Raw genomic sequence first — 14,303 nt, 5'->3', positions numbered from 1 at the left:
TTTCAGTCCTCGGGCCAGGCTGATCGGACCTGATCCCAGACCTCGGCCAAGGTCTGCGTGATCGCCTTGGTCTGCGCGATGATCGGCAGGAAGTTCCCGTCGCCGCCCCAGCGGGGCACGATGTGCTGGTGCAGGTGCGCTGCGACGCCCGCGCCCCCGGTGACGCCCTGGTTCATGCCCAGGTTGAAACCGGACGGATTCGCCACCGAACGCAGCACCCGCATCCCGGTCTGCGTCAATTCGGCGAACTCGGCTGTCTCGGCAACCGTGAGATCGGTGTAATCCGGAATGTGCCGGTACGGGCAGACCAAAAGGTGGCCGGGGTTGTACGGGAAGAGGTTCAGCACCACGAAACAGGACTCGCCGCGGTGCACGATGAGCGAATCAGCATCGGATCTGGTCGGCGCCAGGCAGAACGGGCAGTCCTGTTCGCCCTTGCCGAACTGGCCCTGGCCGCCCTTGATGTAGGCCAGGCGATGCGGCGTCCACAACCGTTGAAAGGCGTCCGGCACCCCGGCGAGCTCGAAATCATCGGTTTGCTCAGTCATCAGCACACCTTCCGGTACCGGGCGCGAATCAACTCTGGATTTCGATCAGCGGGCTTCGACTGGTCCACGGTTCAGGAACCCGGAACCGACTCGGAATCAGCGCTGCCCGAGGTCAATTCCGCGTCCGTGGCGCGTTCCCGGATGGCCCGGACGATGCGCTCGATCGCCTCGGCGACCGGCACCCCGTTGTCCTGGCTGCCGTCCCGGAACCTGAACGACACCGCACCGGCTTCCGCATCCTCGCCGCCGGCGATCAGCACGAACGGGACCTTGTCCTTGCTGGCCGTGCGGATCTTCTTCGGGAACCGATCACTCGACAGGTCCAGATCCGCCCGCACTCCGGCGGCCCGCAATTGCGCGACGACGTCGGCCATGTAGTCGTTGAATGCCTCGGCCACCGGGATCCCGACCACCTGCACCGGAGCCAACCAGGCCGGGAAGGCCCCGGCATAGTGCTCGGTGAGCACGCCCATGAATCGTTCGACCGAACCGAAAAGCGCCCGGTGGATCATCACTGGCCGCTGCCGGGAGCCGTCCGCCGCCTGGTATTCCAGCTCGAAGCGCTCCGGCAGGTTGAAGTCCAGTTGGATCGTGGACATCTGCCAGGTCCGGCCGATCGCATCCCGGGCCTGGACGGAGATCTTCGGTCCGTAGAAAGCCGCGCCGCCCGGATCGGGCACCAGTTCCAGGCCCGATTCGGCTGCCACTTCGGCCAGGGTGCGGGTGGCTTCTTCCCAGACCTCGTCGGATCCGACGTACTTCTCCGGGTCCTTAGTGGAGAGTTCCAAATAGAAATCCGCCAGACCGTAGTCTTTGAGCAAACCCAGAACGAAGTTCAGAGTTGCGGTCAGCTCGTCCTTCATCTGCTCCCGGGTGCAGTAAATGTGTGCGTCGTCCTGAGTCATCCCGCGCACCCGGGTCAGACCGTGGATTACCCCGGATTTCTCATAGCGGTAGACCGAACCGAATTCGAAGAGCCGCAACGGCAGTTCCCGGTAGGAACGGCCCCGCGAGCGGAAAATCAGGTTGTGCATCGGACAGTTCATCGGCTTGAGGTAGTAGTCCTGGCCCGGCTTGCGGACGGTGCCGTCCTCATTGAGCTCGGCGTCCACCTGCATCGGCGGGAACATGCCGTCCCGGTACCAGTCCAAATGCCCGGAAACCTCGTAAAGGTGGCCCTTGGTGATATGCGGCGTGTAGACGAATTCGTAGCCGGCTTCGGTATGCCTGGCGCGCGAGTAGTCTTCCATCTCCTTGCGGATGATGCCGCCCTTGGGATGGAAGATCGGCAGGCCGGAACCCAACTCGTCCGGGAAGGAGAACAGATCCAGCTCGGTGCCCAATTTCCGGTGGTCCCGGCGTTCCGCTTCGGCGATCCGTTCCTGGTAGGCCTTGAGCGCGTCTTTAGTCGGCCAGGCGGTGCCGTAGATCCGCTGCAATTGTTTGTTCGCCTGGTTTCCGCGCCAATAAGCAGCCGAACTGCGGGTCAGCGCGTAGGCATTCGAAATCAGCTTGGTGTTTGGCAGATGCGGGCCACGGCAAAGATCCTGCCAGACCACCTTGCCCTCGCGGTCCAGGTTTTCATAAATGGTCAGCTCCCCGGCGCCGACTTCCTGCGAAGCGCCCTCGGCCGCCTCCGCGCCGCCGCCCTTGAGTCCGATCAATTCCAACTTGTACGGCTCGTTCCGCATCGCCTCGATCGCTTCGGTTTCGCTCACCACCCGGCGGACGAAGCGCTGGTTGGAATTGACGATCTTGAGCATCATCTTTTCGAGTTGCTTGAGATCTTCCGGGGTGAACGGTTCTTCGACGTCGAAATCGAAGTAAAAACCATCGGTGATGTACGGGCCGATGCCCAGTTTCGCATCCTGCCGGAGCTGCTGGACGGCTTGCGCCATCACGTGCGCGGTGGAGTGCCGCAGCACCTCGAGGCCCTCCGGCGATTCGATGGTCACCGCCTCCACCGTCGAGCCTTCCGGCAGCGGCTGGTCGAGATCCCGGAGATCGCCGTCGACCCGGGCCACCACCACATCACGGCGATCCCGGAACAGCTCAGTGCCCGTAGTCCCCTCAGCTACAATGCGTGGAAGTCCGTCCACGGTAAGCGAGATGGATCGAGCTGACGATTCCGACAAAAGAGCCTCCTGGGCGCGTTCCGGCTGTGTGGAAGACGGCATACGGGGACCGCAACCAGCCTCCCTGATGTTATCGGCTCGGCGCCGCTGCGGCCAACCTCCCTGCCACCGGTTGCCGGGCCGGAGCCCGCAGCTCAGGAATCCTGCCGCTGGCCCGGAACCCCGAGCAGGGAACGCATTTCTTCGGCTGCCAACAGCACGATCTTGCGCATCTGGTCTTCCGCTTCCGACGCCGCGCCGCGCTGGATCGCATCCGCCACGCCGACGTGCCAGTGGCGAGCTCTGGATTGCGGCTGTTCCGGCATCAATCCATGCGCGGTCCTGCCGCTGAGCACCTCGCCGACGGCTTCGTGCAGATGGGCGAACATTTCGTTCCCGGAAGCGCGCAGGATCGTGGCGTGGTATTCGATGTCGATCGCCAGGAACGTGGCCAAGTCGCCGGCGTTGCCTGCCGCGAGCAGTTCCCCGGCCAGACCGGTCAAGCGGCGGCCCTCGGCGGCACCGATCCGTGCCGCCGCCAAGTTGGCCGCGAGCGGTTCGATGCCCAGCCGCAGTTCGGTGATCGACAACAACTGCCCGTCCCGGTCCGGCCCGTTGAGCCGCCAGTGGATCACCTGGCGGTCGAAGACATTCCAGTGGGCCGACCCGGCTACCCGGACCCCGACGTTGCGCTTCGCGGACACCAGCCCCAAGGCCTGCAGCACCCGGGTCCCCTCCCGGACCACGGACCGGGTGCAGCGGTATCGCTGCTGCAAATCTTCGGTGCGCAGGATGCTGCCGGCCGACAGCACTCCGGCCACGATGTCCTGGCCGAACCCGTGGACGAAGTCTTCACGTCCGCGCCGCTCCTGCTCCGTCATCAAGCCATCTCCATCATCTGCATCTGCTTTATATTGAGCAGACATTGAATAAAGCATACTTTCTGGATAATCTGACACACAATACCCCCAGCAGCCCCGAATCAAGGGGCCATCCGGACAATGAGGTTCCATGTTCCAACCCACCGCGACGCTCAGCACCGAGGTCGCCGCCGCACAATCCTGGAACGGCCGTGACACGCTCTTGATCGTGGTCGCCGCCGTGGCCATCGCACTGATCGTGGTCCTGATCGCCAGCTTCAAAATGCACCCTTTCCTCGCGCTGACCCTAGGTGCTGCCGTGGTCGGCCTCGGCTCCGGCGTCGAACTCGGCAAGGTGGTGGGCAACTACGAAGCCGGCGTGGGTTCGGTGTTGCAGGAGGTCGGCCTGCTGATCGGCTTGGGCGCGATGCTCGGCAAGTTGATGGCGGATTCCGGCGGCGCCAACAAGGTCGTGGACACCCTGCTAGCCAAGGTCTCCGGGGCCAAAGTGCCCTGGATGATGGCCCTGGTCGCGGTCATCATCGGCCTGCCGATGTTCTTCGAGATCGGCCTGGTGCTGCTGTTGCCAGTGATCGTCCTGGTGGCCCAGCGCTCCGGGAGCAAGTTGATGCGGATCGCGATCCCGGCGCTCGCCGGGCTCTCGGTGCTGCACGGCCTGGTGCCACCGCACCCCGGACCGCTGATTGCGATCCAAGCCGTCGGTGCGCCGCTCGGGCTGACCTTGATTTTCGGGATCCTCGTCGCGGTGCCCACGGTGATCATCTGCGGACCGCTGTTCGCCCCACTGGCCGCCCGTTGGGTTCCGGTCGGCGCACCGAAGACCGCGGGCGGCGTAGACACCACGCGCGAGGGCATCGATCCCGACGTGAAACGGCCGCCCAGCTTCGCGGTCACCGTCTTGACCATCGTCTTCCCGGTGTTCCTGATGCTGCTCAAAGCAGTCATCGACATCCTTTCACCGGACGCCAAGAACCCCAGTCCGGTCCGGGTGTTCTTCGATTTCCTCGGCCAGCCCCTGGTGGCCATGACCTTGGCGGTACTGCTCGCCATGGTCACCTTCGGCTACGCCGTCGGGCTGTCCGGGGCAGCCTTGGGCAAGAAAATCGGCCAAAGCCTTGGCCCGATCGCCGCGGTGATCCTGATCGTCGGCGCCGGTGGCGGCTTCAAACAATCGCTGATCGGCGCGGGGGTCGGCGACACAGTCGCCAAATGGGCCCAATCGGCGCAGCTTTCGGTGTTGTTACTCGGCTTCCTGATCGCCGTGGCCTTGCGGCTGGCCACCGGTTCGGCAACCGTGGCCACGATCACCTCAGCCGGAATCGTGGCGCCGTTGGCGACCTCGTTGCCGCCCAGCCAAGCCGCCCTGCTGGCCTTGGCGATCGGCGCCGGCTCCTTGTTCTTTTCGCATGTCAACGACGCTGGCTTCTGGTTGGTCAAGGAGCTTTTCGGGTTGACCGTGGGGCAGACTTTCAAAACCTGGTCAGTGATGGAGACACTGATCTCAGTGATCGGATTCGGGCTCGTGATGCTCTTGTCCGGGTTGCTACAGTTGTGGGGGGTGAGTTGATGGACCAGCAGCCGATTCTCGTGGTGATGGGCGTCTCCGGATCCGGAAAATCAACCGTGGCCGCATTGTTGGCCGGACAGCTCGGTTGGGACTATCTGGAGGGCGACGACCTGCACCCGGCCGCCAATGTGGCCAAAATGTCCGCCGGGATCCCGCTGGACGATGCCGACCGTTGGCCTTGGCTGGATCGGATCGCGGAATGGATCGGGGCGCATGAAGCCGCCGGGCTGCCGGCGGTGGTGACCTGCTCTGCGCTGAAACGGGCCTACCGGGACCGGCTCGCCGCAGGCAGCCCGAAGCGTGTGGTCTTCGTCTATCTGCATGGCAGCCGGGCCGAAATCAAGGACCGGTTGGCGGCCCGGCACGGACATTTCATGCCCACCGCGTTGCTCGATTCGCAATTCGAAGCCTTGCAGCCCCCGGAACCCGACGAACGGTCGATCACGGTGGGCATCGGCCATGCCCCGGCCGAAGAGGCGGCGGAAATCATCCGAAGGCTCGGCTTGGCAGCGGACTGAGCCGCCGTCCCAGGTCGGGTCAGCTTTCGACTGTCCACGGCTCGACGACCCCGTCGTTCCACGCCAAGACCACGTACCCGTTGCAGCAATCCTGCAACGCGCCCTGCAACTCCATCATGGTGTTGATCTCGGACAAGGCGGCCGGAAGGTCAGCGACCTCGACGGCGAACCTGGCATCGCAAGCGGCAAGACCTCGGAACCCGGTTTGCTCAGCCATCGCCCTGGCATGTTGTGCGGCTGCGGCCGACTCGTCCAGGGTGACCACGAATTCGAGGCCTTCAGCGACAACCGAAAAGGACTCCGGCACCGAATCGAGCGCGCCGGCACTCAGATCGTGCAGCGTCAAAGCCTGCACCGCATCCGGCAGAGCCGCCGCGCCTTGCTGGAAGTAAACATAGAATCGGTGTTCGTCCGGATCGGCCATGAACTCAGCATATCCCCGGCACCCGCAGCTGCGGACGGCTCCGGAACACGGTGCCGAATCGGAGCCCGGCCGTTTTAGAATGGCCGGATGGCCGAGAACCCGAGCGCACCCCTGCAAGACCAAGTCGCCGCGATGCTGGCCGCAGCAGCCGACGGCGTGCTTCCGGCCATCGTGCAAGCCGGGCATCCGGCTCTGCGCACGCCGGCCGCTCGGTGGACCTGCCAGCTCGAGCCCGCGCAGCTGACCGAACTGATCGATCTGCTGCGCCGTTGCATGCACGCCGCGCCCGGAGTCGGCTTGGCCGCGCCGCAGCTGGGTATCAGCCTGCAACTCGCGGTGCTCGAAGACCGGCACCTGATCGAACCCGAAGCCGCAACACTCCGGGAACGCACCGAATTGGAGTTCTTCGCGGTGCTCAACCCGCGTTATGAAGCGCTGGGCCCGGAAATGGCCGAGTTTTACGAAGGCTGTCTTTCAGTCGACGGCTGGCAGGCCGTGGTGCCGCGCCACCGGGCCGTCGGCCTGCATTTCGAATCACCCGACGGCGTGGCCCAGTACCGTGAATTTTCCGGTTGGCCGGCCCGGATCGTGCAACACGAGACCGACCATCTGGCCGGCGAACTCTACCTCGACAAGGCAATCCTCCGATCGCTGGCCAGCAATGCGGAGTATGCCGCACGCTGGGCCGAACCCGGCATCGGGCTGGCCCAGCGCGGCTTGGGCTTCTAGGACTCCTCCGGAATTGCCGGATTCGCCGCGGACGGCAGGTGCTTCGCCCACCAACGCAGGATGTGTTCGAAGCGCTGCTTCCGATGCCGTGGCAAACCGGAGCGGGAGAGCTCGTGGCTTTCACCCGGGAACACCAGGAGCTCGGTTTCCACTCCCCGCCGCTTCAGCTCGACGAAATAGCGTTGCCCCTGCTCGATCGGGCAACGCCAGTCTTCTTCCGAATGGATCACCATAGTCGGCGTTCGGACCTGGCCGATCTGAGCCATCGGCGATTGCGCGGCGATCCGCTCCGGGTCGGTGCCGTTGTATTCGTCCGGGAACAGCCAGCCGATGTCCGAGGATCCGACGAAGCTCACCGGGTCCAAGAAGCCTCGTTCCACGATTGCCGCCCGGAAGCGGTGGTCCTGGCTGATCGTCCAGGCGGTCAGGTAGCCGCCGTACGATCCGCCCATCACACCGAGGCTCTGCGCATCCAATTGCGGATACTGCGCCAGCGCGCCGTCCAGGAAACTCATCACATCGGCCAGGTCCAAGGTGCCGAAAGCCTCCTTGATCGCCCGGCCGTGGTCCCGGCCGTAACTGCCGGAGCCGCGCGGATTGCACATCACCACGGCATAGCCGGCACCGGCATAAACCTGTGCTTCGTCGAAGATCCCCCAGCCGTATTGCGAAAACGGCCCGCCGTGGATGTTCAACAGCACCGGATGCGGTCCGGGACCTTCCGGCAGCAGCACCCAGCCGTGCACCGGGTAGCCGTCCGATCCGGCGAAAGTGTGTTCGACCGCCGGCACCGTCCGGGCTTCGGCCCGCCACGCCGCGGAGAAGTCACTGAGCCGGCGCAGCCCGCCGTCGGCAGTGTCGCCATCGGCAGTGCCGCCATCGACAGTGCTGGCGTCGACAGTGCCGGCGTCGACAGTGCCGGCGTCGATCAGGACTCCCAGATCGCCGAAGCTGTCCGGCCCGGTATAGGACAGCACCACAGTCCCGGCCGCAGCGGCGGCCGCGGTCACCACCAAATTGGCATCGAACAGCAGCTCGCTACCGGCGGCACTGATTTTCCACACCCGCTGCGCACCGCGGTGCCGCTCCAGGGCCAGCACCGCATCGGCACCGATCCGGACCAGATCCGGAGATTCCCCGAAGTCCTGCTGGTTCTGATCGGTCAACCGCCGCCAAGGCGCCGAACCGTCGCTCGGTGCCGCATAGACGCCGACTTGGCTCCCGACGAAGTCCATCCCCCGCATGCCCAGATCCTCGGCCAGAACGAAGAGCCAGGCGCCGTCCGCAGATTCCTGCGCCCGGTACACGGACAACCCGGAAAACGGCTGGTTGCTCAGTTGCGTGGCCTCCCCGCCCTCGGCCGGCATCACGTAGAGCTCGGTGCACAGGTCGCTGCGCGCCGGATCGTCAGCGGTGAAATAGACCCGGTCGCCGTCGGCGCTGAACCGCGGCGCGGAGTGCAGCAACGGCCCCGAGGTCAAGGCGCGGGGCTGCGGCACCGCGGAGAACGGTGCGGCCGTGCCGGAATCGGCCGCAAGCTGCTTGGCCCGGCCCTGCGGCTCGACCAGCGGCTCGGCATCCACTGCCGGAACGTCGACGATGAACACCTGGACCGGTTTGTCCAGGATGAAACCGTCGCCGTTCATCCGGTATTTGAAGGAAGTGATCAGGCGCGGGTCCTCAGCATTCGGCCCCACTCCTTCCACGGTCCCATAACGGCCCGGCTCCGGTTCGGCCGAGGCGAACACGATCTGCTCCCCCGACGGCGACCAGTCAAAGGACTCGATGCCCAGCTTCCGGTCCGTGATCGGCTGCGGCTCGCCGCCGGCCGCGTCCACGATGTGGATCTGGCCGGCTTTGCCGGGAGCCGAGCGGATGAAGGCCAATACCTTCCCGTCCGGAGAATACCGAGGAGCCGAGTCGCGGAATCCTCTGCTGATCCGGCGCGGCGCAGCCGAGCCGTCGACCGGCACCCGCCACAGTTGTCCGACATAACCGTCGGCATCGAAATCCGGGTGCGACACCGCCACGACCGCGGCGCTCCCGTCGGGATGCAGAGTGGGTGCCGAAACGGAGTTGACGAGTGGGAGATGAGTTGGTTTCACGCTAGGTGAGCCTAGTCCTATCGGCAGCCCGCGTCGAGGGCTCCCGGCGGGTGAACGCCGCTGCGCCGGGCAGCCTAGGATTGACGGATGGAACCCAAACCCTGGCCCGGGCAACCGCTGGGCGCGCTGATCTGTCCGGTCTGCGCCGGATCGTTCAGTTTCACTGCCGAGGGCACTGCCGGAGTGGCTTGTGAATCCGGGCATCGCTTCGACCGCTCGCGGCACGGGTATCTGAATCTGATCACTGGGAGCAGCAGCAAATTCACCCCGGATTCCGCCTCGATGGTTCGGGCCAGGGCATCGTTTCTGGCTTCCGGGCATTTCGAACCCTTGGTCGAAGGGCTCGACCGGGCGTTTGCCGATTTCGCTCCGCAGCCGGGCGCAAATCCACTGATCGTGGACGCCGGCTGCGGGACCGGGCATTACCTCGCCGGGCTGCTCCGGGGTGCTGCTTCCGGCTATCCGGCGATCGGTCTGGATTTGTCCCCGGAAGCCTTGCGCCACGCGGTCCGGGCCAATCCGGGAATGCTCGCCCTGGTCTGGGACCTTTGGCGGCCGTTGCCGTTGGCTGCGGACAGCGCCGACGCCCTGTTCGTGGTCTTCGCGCCGCGCAACATCGACGAATTCCACCGGGTGCTGCGCCCGGACGGGTTGCTCGTGATCGCCACCCCGCTGCCGGAGCATCTTTCCGGGCTGCCCGCCCTGGACGGCAGGCTCGGCCAACAACCGGAAAAACAGGCCGCCCTCGCAGCTGCCGTCGAAGGCCGGTTCACCAGCTTGGCGGAAACTGAGATCCGGGTTGCTGCTACGCTGCACAACGCAGAAGCGAAAGACTTGCTCCTGATGGGCCCCACCGGCCACCACCTGGACCCGGAGGCGCTCCGGGCGATGGACCAGGCCGAATACCGGGTCCACTTCGGCTTCAGGATTTCAGCTTTCCGGCCGCTGCCGACGCCGACCGACCCACCGGTGCTGCGCCTGCCCGGCCGCTGAGCGCTGCTACCGGCCTGCGCACCGCGTGCAGATCCACGCTCAGCAAGCGGAACGCCAGCTGGGTCACCGGGCCGATGCCCAACGCGAAGACCAAGGTGCCCAGCCCGGCGACGCCGCCGAGCAGGAATCCGATCGCGACCACGACCACCTCGATTCCGGTCCGGATGATCCAGACCGGTTTCCCGGTGCGCCGAACCAGCCCGGTCATCAGACCGTCCCGCGGGCCGGGCCCCAACCGGGCTCCGACATACAACGCGGTGGCGAAGGCCAGCAGCACCAGCCCGGCGAGAAACATCAGGGCTTGCAGCCACAGCGCCTGGGGTTGGTGCAGCATGGCCAAACTCAGATCCGCGAAGATCCCGATCAACAGCGCATTCGCCAAGGTTCCGAACCCCGGCCATTGCCGCAACGGAATCCAGAGCAGCAGCACGCCGGCTGAGATGAGGATCGTGCAGATGCCGAAGGACAGTCCGGTGCTGTGCGCCAGGCCTTGGCCGAAAACATCCCAAGGAGAAGCGCCCAGATTGGCCCGGATCATCAACGCGATCGCAAAACCGTAGGCGAACAGGCCCAAGAACAGTCGGACCAGCCTGACCGGGAGGTTCCCGGTGGTGAGAAACGTCTTCATGCGGCGGCTTGCACTCTCGATTCTTGGTTGTGGCGATTCATGGAAAGCAGCATTCGAGGCCGGGCGGACCCGCAGGGTTTGGACGGCATCGAGCCGGGACCTTTCGGCCAAATTTCCCGGCTACTGACAGCTTGCGAGCAATTGGCCCCACCGGAAAGAGCCAATTCTCGCTCTTTGGCGTGGGACCAGGTAGCCAATTCGGCTTAAAGTGGACTCATGAACCAAATTGTCTCCGCACGGAGGATGGCCCGGGAACTCGGCGAATGGCGTACCCACCGGGCCGCTTACCTCGCCTTGGCGGACCGGATCAGGGTCATGTTGATCGACGGCCGTTTGGCGAGCGGCACCCGGCTGCCCGCGGAGCGGGAGCTCAGCACCGCCTTGCAGATCTCCCGGACCACGGTTGCCGCCGCCTACGCGCAACTGCGCGATGACGGGTATCTGCGCAGCATCCGAGGATCCGGTTCCACCCTGGTGCTCCCCGACGGCAAGCGCGGCGGCCCGGGCGGCCCGCAGGAACTGGCCTTGGATTTCACCAAGGCCGCAGCTGCCGCCTATCCCGGGCTCCCCGCGGCCTACCAATTCGCGGTGGAGCAATTGCCCGCCTACTTGGGCCACCACGGCTTCGACATGCAGGGCCTGCCGGAATTGCGCGCCGCGGTCGCCGAACACTACGGACGCCGCGGCCTGCCCACTAGCGCGGACCAGATCTTGATAACGCTCGGCGCGCAACACGCGCTGAGTTTGCTGACGCACACCATCTACTCGCCCAGCGAACGCATTCTGGTGGAACACCCGACCTACCCGCACGCGATCGACACGTTTCTGGGCGCCGGCGCCCGATTGCTCGCCATGCCGGTCAGCTCAGCCGATGGCTGGGACATCGCCGAGGGTCAGATGCTGATCCGCCGGGCGGCTCCGAGCATGGCCTTCCTGATGCCGGATTTCCAGAATCCGACCGGGGCCAGCATGTCCGCGGAGGACCGGGAACGGCTGGCCCGCTTGGCACAACGCGAAGGGACCGTGCTGATCGCCGACGAAACCACCGCGATGCTGGACATCGATCGTGGCGAATTGCCGCCGATGGCTGCGTTCTCCGGTACCGTGGTCACCATCGGCTCGTTGGGCAAGCTCGCCTGGGGCGGCATGCGGATCGGCTGGATCCGCGGCTCCCGGGACTTGCTGGCCCGGGTCCAACGGGCCCGGCCGGCCTTCGACCTCGGCACTCCGATGCTGGAACAACTGGCCTCCATCGCGCTGTTGCGCGACGCCGATTTGATGGTCGCCAACCGGAGTCGGGACTTGCGCAGCGGACGGGATTTCCTGGTCGCCGAAATCCAAGCCAATTTTCCGCAGTGGCAGCTCCACGTGCCCGACGGCGGCATGTCGCTCTGGATCAACACCGGCGACGTCTCTTCCTCGGCTTTGGCGTTGGCCGCACGCAGCGAGGGCCTGGCCCTGGTGCCCGGGCCGCGGTTCGGTCTTGAAGGGGCCTTCGAACGGTTCCTGCGGATCCCGTTCACCTATCGCCAGGACGAACTCGCGGCCGGCGTGCAGGCACTGTTGCGCGCTTCGCGGAGCGTCGGCAGCGCCCCGGCTCGGATGCCGTTGCAAGCCGTGATCTGAGGCTTGGTCTCAATAAGATCTCAGATTAGATTTATTGTCCGGATGTGCTGTGCCCGAAATCCCCACGTAGTAGGCTGATTGGATACTTCGTATCAGCTGGCTGCAGATCAAGGGGGATTCAATGTTCGAGTGGTTGTTCGACAACGGTTGGGCGCTGTGGTTGATTCTTTTCCTGGTCCTGGCGGTCATCGAGATGCTGACCCTGGACCTCTTTTTCATCATGATGTCGGTGGGCGCGCTCGCCGCGCTGATCGCCGATGTGCTCGGCGCGCCGCTGTGGGTCGAAGTGATCGTCTTCTGCGTGGTCGCCCTGGCCATGATCTTCTTCGTCCGGCCGATCGCCCTGCGGCACCTGCACAAGGGCCCCGGCGAATTGCGGACCAATGTGGCCCGGCTCATCGGCCATCCCGCCTTGGTCATCGCCCCGGTGAGCGCCGACGCCGGCCAAGTCAAAATCGGTGGTGACATCTGGAGCGCTCGGAGCAAGGACGGTGTGCCGCTTCCTGCCGGGACCGACGTCGAAGTGGTCTCCATTGACGGCGCAACCGCAGTGGTCGCCGCGCTGCCGGCACGCCCCGAAGCCGGACATTCCGCGGCTTCCGCCGGAGCCTGAGCCCCGCACGGCCGGAGCCGCACGTCCAAATTTGAACCGATGACCGAAACCGCAAGGGAACAGAGGGAAAATGGGTAGCAATGCCGGAGGCGTAGCACTGACAATCGTGCTGCTGGTTCTCATCATCTTCGTCGTGATCGTCTTGGTCCGCTCGGTGCGGATCATTCCGCAGGCCCGGGCCGGCGTGGTCGAGCGGCTGGGCAAGTACCAGCGCACGCTCAACCCGGGATTGACGATCTTGATCCCTTTCGTGGACCGTTTGCTCCCGCTGCTGGACCTTCGCGAACAGGTGGTCTCGTTTCCCCCGCAGCCGGTGATCACCGAAGACAACCTGGTGGTTTCCATCGACACCGTGGTGTACTTCCAAGTCACCGACCCCCGGGCCGCGACTTACGAAATCGCCAATTACATCCAGGCCGTGGAACAGCTGACCACGACGACCCTGCGCAATGTGGTCGGCGGCTTGAATCTCGAAGAGGCGCTGACCAGCCGGGACCAGATCAACGGCCAACTCCGTGGCGTGCTCGACGAAGCCACCGGACGCTGGGGCATCAGGGTCTCCCGGGTGGAGCTCAAAGCGATCGACCCGCCACTGTCGATCCAGGATTCGATGGAGAAGCAGATGCGCGCCGAGCGGGACCGCCGGGCTGCCATCCTGACCGCCGAAGGCACCAAGCAATCGCAGATCCTCACCGCAGAAGGCGAGCGGCAATCGGCGATCTTGAAGGCCGAAGGCGACGCCAAGGCGGCGATCCTGCGCGCCGACGGTGAGTCGCAGGCGATCCAGAAGGTTTTCGGCGCCATCCACAAGGGCAACCCGACCCAGAAGCTCCTGGCCTACCAGTACCTGCAAACCTTGCCGAAACTAGCCGACGGTTCGTCCAACAAGCTCTGGATCATCCCGTCCGAGGTCGGCGAAGCGCTCAAAGGCATCGGCAACGTGCTCGGAAAAGTCAGCCCGGACAGCGCCGAGGCCGGCGCCGAAGCCGGATTCGAGGCACCGGAACCGCCGAGCGGCAGCAGCGGAGGCAGCCACAGCGCCTGAGCCTGCGCGAAGGCGGGTGCCGGGCAGCTATAATGGAAACCTTGCCTATCCGTCGGCGGCGGCTTTCCGAGTGGGAACAGAGTGCCGCCGTGCGACGTTGAAGCCAAGGCAGAGATTTTGAGCAAAGGGAGAAATCATGAGTGATCGCAGCTTGCGTGGCATGCGTCTGGGCGCCCAGAGCATGGAGACGGAATCCGGCGTGGAGCCGGCTCCGCGGCAACGCGTGGAGTACCGTTGCGAAGACGGCGAACAGGTTTTCGTGACCTTTGCCGCAGAAGCCGAGATTCCGCCGGTGTGGGTTTCCAAAACCGGCAAAGAAGCGATCCTGGTCGATGGCGAAAAGCCGGTCGATTCGAATGAAAAGGCCGTCCGCACGCACTGGGACATGCTCTTGGAACGCCGCTCGGTGCCGGAACTGGAGCAGATCCTCGATGACCGTTTGAAGATCCTCCGGGCCAAGCGCGGCGAAAAAGTCAGCTAGTCGCAATACCGAAAAGGGCGGAACCGTTGGT

14 protein-coding genes are annotated in these 14,303 nt (G+C 65.0%); 8 read left to right on the top strand and 6 right to left on the bottom strand.

Going from position 1 to position 14,303, the window contains the following annotated elements; all coding sequences use genetic code 11:
* Window positions 1–2 precede the first annotated feature (2 nt).
* The 3 genes from JOE69_RS00500 to JOE69_RS00490 all read right to left on the bottom strand — a co-directional run bounded on the left by JOE69_RS00500 (window position 3) and on the right by JOE69_RS00490 (window position 3,543).
* Window positions 3–548 (bottom strand): HIT family protein, encoded by a 546-nt coding sequence (locus JOE69_RS00500; protein WP_309795147.1) that lies wholly within the window; start codon window positions 546–548, stop codon window positions 3–5.
* Window positions 549–619: 71 nt separating this feature from the next.
* Entirely contained in the window at window positions 620–2,725 is a 2,106-nt protein-coding gene (gene thrS / locus JOE69_RS00495; protein ID WP_309795145.1) for a threonine--tRNA ligase, read from the bottom strand.
* Between the two features lie 92 nt (window positions 2,726–2,817).
* Window positions 2,818–3,543 (bottom strand): FadR/GntR family transcriptional regulator, encoded by a 726-nt coding sequence (locus tag JOE69_RS00490; RefSeq protein ID WP_309795143.1) that lies wholly within the window; start codon window positions 3,541–3,543, stop codon window positions 2,818–2,820.
* A gap of 130 nt (window positions 3,544–3,673) precedes the next feature.
* Here JOE69_RS00490 and JOE69_RS00485 point away from each other — a divergent pair, with 130 nt between their 5' ends.
* Both JOE69_RS00485 and JOE69_RS00480 read left to right on the top strand, forming a co-directional pair.
* Window positions 3,674–5,110 carry a GntT/GntP/DsdX family permease gene (locus tag JOE69_RS00485; protein ID WP_309795141.1) on the top strand — a complete coding sequence of 479 codons (1,437 nt, stop codon included), beginning with the start codon at window positions 3,674–3,676 and terminating at the stop codon, window positions 5,108–5,110.
* Complete coding sequence (locus JOE69_RS00480) at window positions 5,110–5,628, top strand: gluconokinase (protein WP_309795139.1); 519 nt, start codon at window positions 5,110–5,112, stop codon at window positions 5,626–5,628. Before JOE69_RS00485 ends, JOE69_RS00480 begins: the two co-directional genes overlap by 1 nt.
* Before the next feature lie 19 nt (window positions 5,629–5,647).
* Here the strand turns inward: JOE69_RS00480 and JOE69_RS00475 are convergent, their stop codons facing one another.
* A complete protein-coding gene (locus tag JOE69_RS00475; RefSeq protein WP_309795137.1) occupies window positions 5,648–6,052 on the bottom strand; it encodes a hypothetical protein in 405 nt (134 codons plus the stop codon).
* Between the two features lie 87 nt (window positions 6,053–6,139).
* Here JOE69_RS00475 and JOE69_RS00470 point away from each other — a divergent pair, with 87 nt between their 5' ends.
* Complete coding sequence (locus JOE69_RS00470) at window positions 6,140–6,781, top strand: peptide deformylase (RefSeq protein ID WP_309795135.1); 642 nt, start codon at window positions 6,140–6,142, stop codon at window positions 6,779–6,781.
* On the opposite strand, the gene JOE69_RS00465 is transcribed toward JOE69_RS00470, so the two are convergent.
* Window positions 6,778–8,886 (bottom strand): S9 family peptidase, encoded by a 2,109-nt coding sequence (locus JOE69_RS00465; protein WP_309795133.1) that lies wholly within the window; start codon window positions 8,884–8,886, stop codon window positions 6,778–6,780. The genes JOE69_RS00470 and JOE69_RS00465 overlap by 4 nt on opposite strands.
* 87 nt (window positions 8,887–8,973) lie before the next feature.
* Between JOE69_RS00465 and JOE69_RS00460 the strand changes: the two genes are divergently transcribed.
* Window positions 8,974–9,879 carry a methyltransferase domain-containing protein gene (locus tag JOE69_RS00460; RefSeq protein ID WP_309795131.1) on the top strand — a complete coding sequence of 302 codons (906 nt, stop codon included), beginning with the start codon at window positions 8,974–8,976 and terminating at the stop codon, window positions 9,877–9,879.
* On the opposite strand, the gene yczE is transcribed toward JOE69_RS00460, so the two are convergent.
* Complete coding sequence (yczE, locus tag JOE69_RS00455) at window positions 9,809–10,507, bottom strand: membrane protein YczE (RefSeq protein WP_309795130.1); 699 nt, start codon at window positions 10,505–10,507, stop codon at window positions 9,809–9,811. The genes JOE69_RS00460 and yczE overlap by 71 nt on opposite strands.
* A 216-nt stretch (window positions 10,508–10,723) precedes the next feature.
* On the opposite strand from yczE, the gene yczR reads away from it, so the two are divergent.
* The 4 genes from yczR (at window position 10,724) to JOE69_RS00435 (ending at window position 14,272) form a co-directional block, all read left to right on the top strand.
* A complete protein-coding gene (yczR, locus tag JOE69_RS00450) occupies window positions 10,724–12,133 on the top strand; it encodes a MocR-like transcription factor YczR (protein WP_309795128.1) in 1,410 nt (469 codons plus the stop codon).
* Between the two features lie 121 nt (window positions 12,134–12,254).
* Window positions 12,255–12,746 (top strand): NfeD family protein, encoded by a 492-nt coding sequence (locus tag JOE69_RS00445; RefSeq protein WP_309795126.1) that lies wholly within the window; start codon window positions 12,255–12,257, stop codon window positions 12,744–12,746.
* Between the two features lie 70 nt (window positions 12,747–12,816).
* Window positions 12,817–13,791, top strand: a complete 975-nt coding sequence (locus JOE69_RS00440) for an SPFH domain-containing protein (RefSeq protein WP_309795124.1) — start codon at window positions 12,817–12,819, stop codon at window positions 13,789–13,791.
* 136 nt (window positions 13,792–13,927) lie between these two features.
* On the top strand, window positions 13,928–14,272 hold the full coding sequence (locus JOE69_RS00435; protein WP_296361800.1) for an RNA polymerase-binding protein RbpA: 345 nt from the start codon (window positions 13,928–13,930) through the stop codon (window positions 14,270–14,272).
* Window positions 14,273–14,303 lie beyond the last annotated feature (31 nt).

The organism is Arthrobacter russicus, from assembly GCF_031454135.1.
In the GTDB taxonomy this organism is placed as follows: domain Bacteria; phylum Actinomycetota; class Actinomycetes; order Actinomycetales; family Micrococcaceae; genus Renibacterium; species Renibacterium russicum.
This window is presented reverse-complemented; position numbering and strand designations above follow the sequence as displayed.

Excerpts from the sequence above, each read along its gene's own strand:
- JOE69_RS00500 (WP_309795147.1), bottom strand. The coding sequence starts at position 548 with ATGACTGAGCAAACCGATGATTTCGAGCTCGCCGGGGTGCCGGACGCC.
- thrS (WP_309795145.1), bottom strand. The coding sequence starts at position 2,725 with ATGCCGTCTTCCACACAGCCGGAACGCGCCCAGGAGGCTCTTTTGTCG.
- JOE69_RS00490 (WP_309795143.1), bottom strand. The coding sequence starts at position 3,543 with ATGACGGAGCAGGAGCGGCGCGGACGTGAAGACTTCGTCCACGGGTTC.
- JOE69_RS00485 (WP_309795141.1), top strand. The coding sequence starts at position 3,674 with ATGTTCCAACCCACCGCGACGCTCAGCACCGAGGTCGCCGCCGCACAA.
- JOE69_RS00480 (WP_309795139.1), top strand. The coding sequence starts at position 5,110 with ATGGACCAGCAGCCGATTCTCGTGGTGATGGGCGTCTCCGGATCCGGA.
- JOE69_RS00475 (WP_309795137.1), bottom strand. The coding sequence starts at position 6,052 with ATGGCCGATCCGGACGAACACCGATTCTATGTTTACTTCCAGCAAGGC.
- JOE69_RS00470 (WP_309795135.1), top strand. The coding sequence starts at position 6,140 with ATGGCCGAGAACCCGAGCGCACCCCTGCAAGACCAAGTCGCCGCGATG.
- JOE69_RS00460 (WP_309795131.1), top strand. The coding sequence starts at position 8,974 with ATGGAACCCAAACCCTGGCCCGGGCAACCGCTGGGCGCGCTGATCTGT.
- yczE (WP_309795130.1), bottom strand. The coding sequence starts at position 10,507 with ATGAAGACGTTTCTCACCACCGGGAACCTCCCGGTCAGGCTGGTCCGA.
- yczR (WP_309795128.1), top strand. The coding sequence starts at position 10,724 with ATGAACCAAATTGTCTCCGCACGGAGGATGGCCCGGGAACTCGGCGAA.
- JOE69_RS00445 (WP_309795126.1), top strand. The coding sequence starts at position 12,255 with ATGTTCGAGTGGTTGTTCGACAACGGTTGGGCGCTGTGGTTGATTCTT.
- JOE69_RS00440 (WP_309795124.1), top strand. The coding sequence starts at position 12,817 with ATGGGTAGCAATGCCGGAGGCGTAGCACTGACAATCGTGCTGCTGGTT.
- JOE69_RS00435 (WP_296361800.1), top strand. The coding sequence starts at position 13,928 with ATGAGTGATCGCAGCTTGCGTGGCATGCGTCTGGGCGCCCAGAGCATG.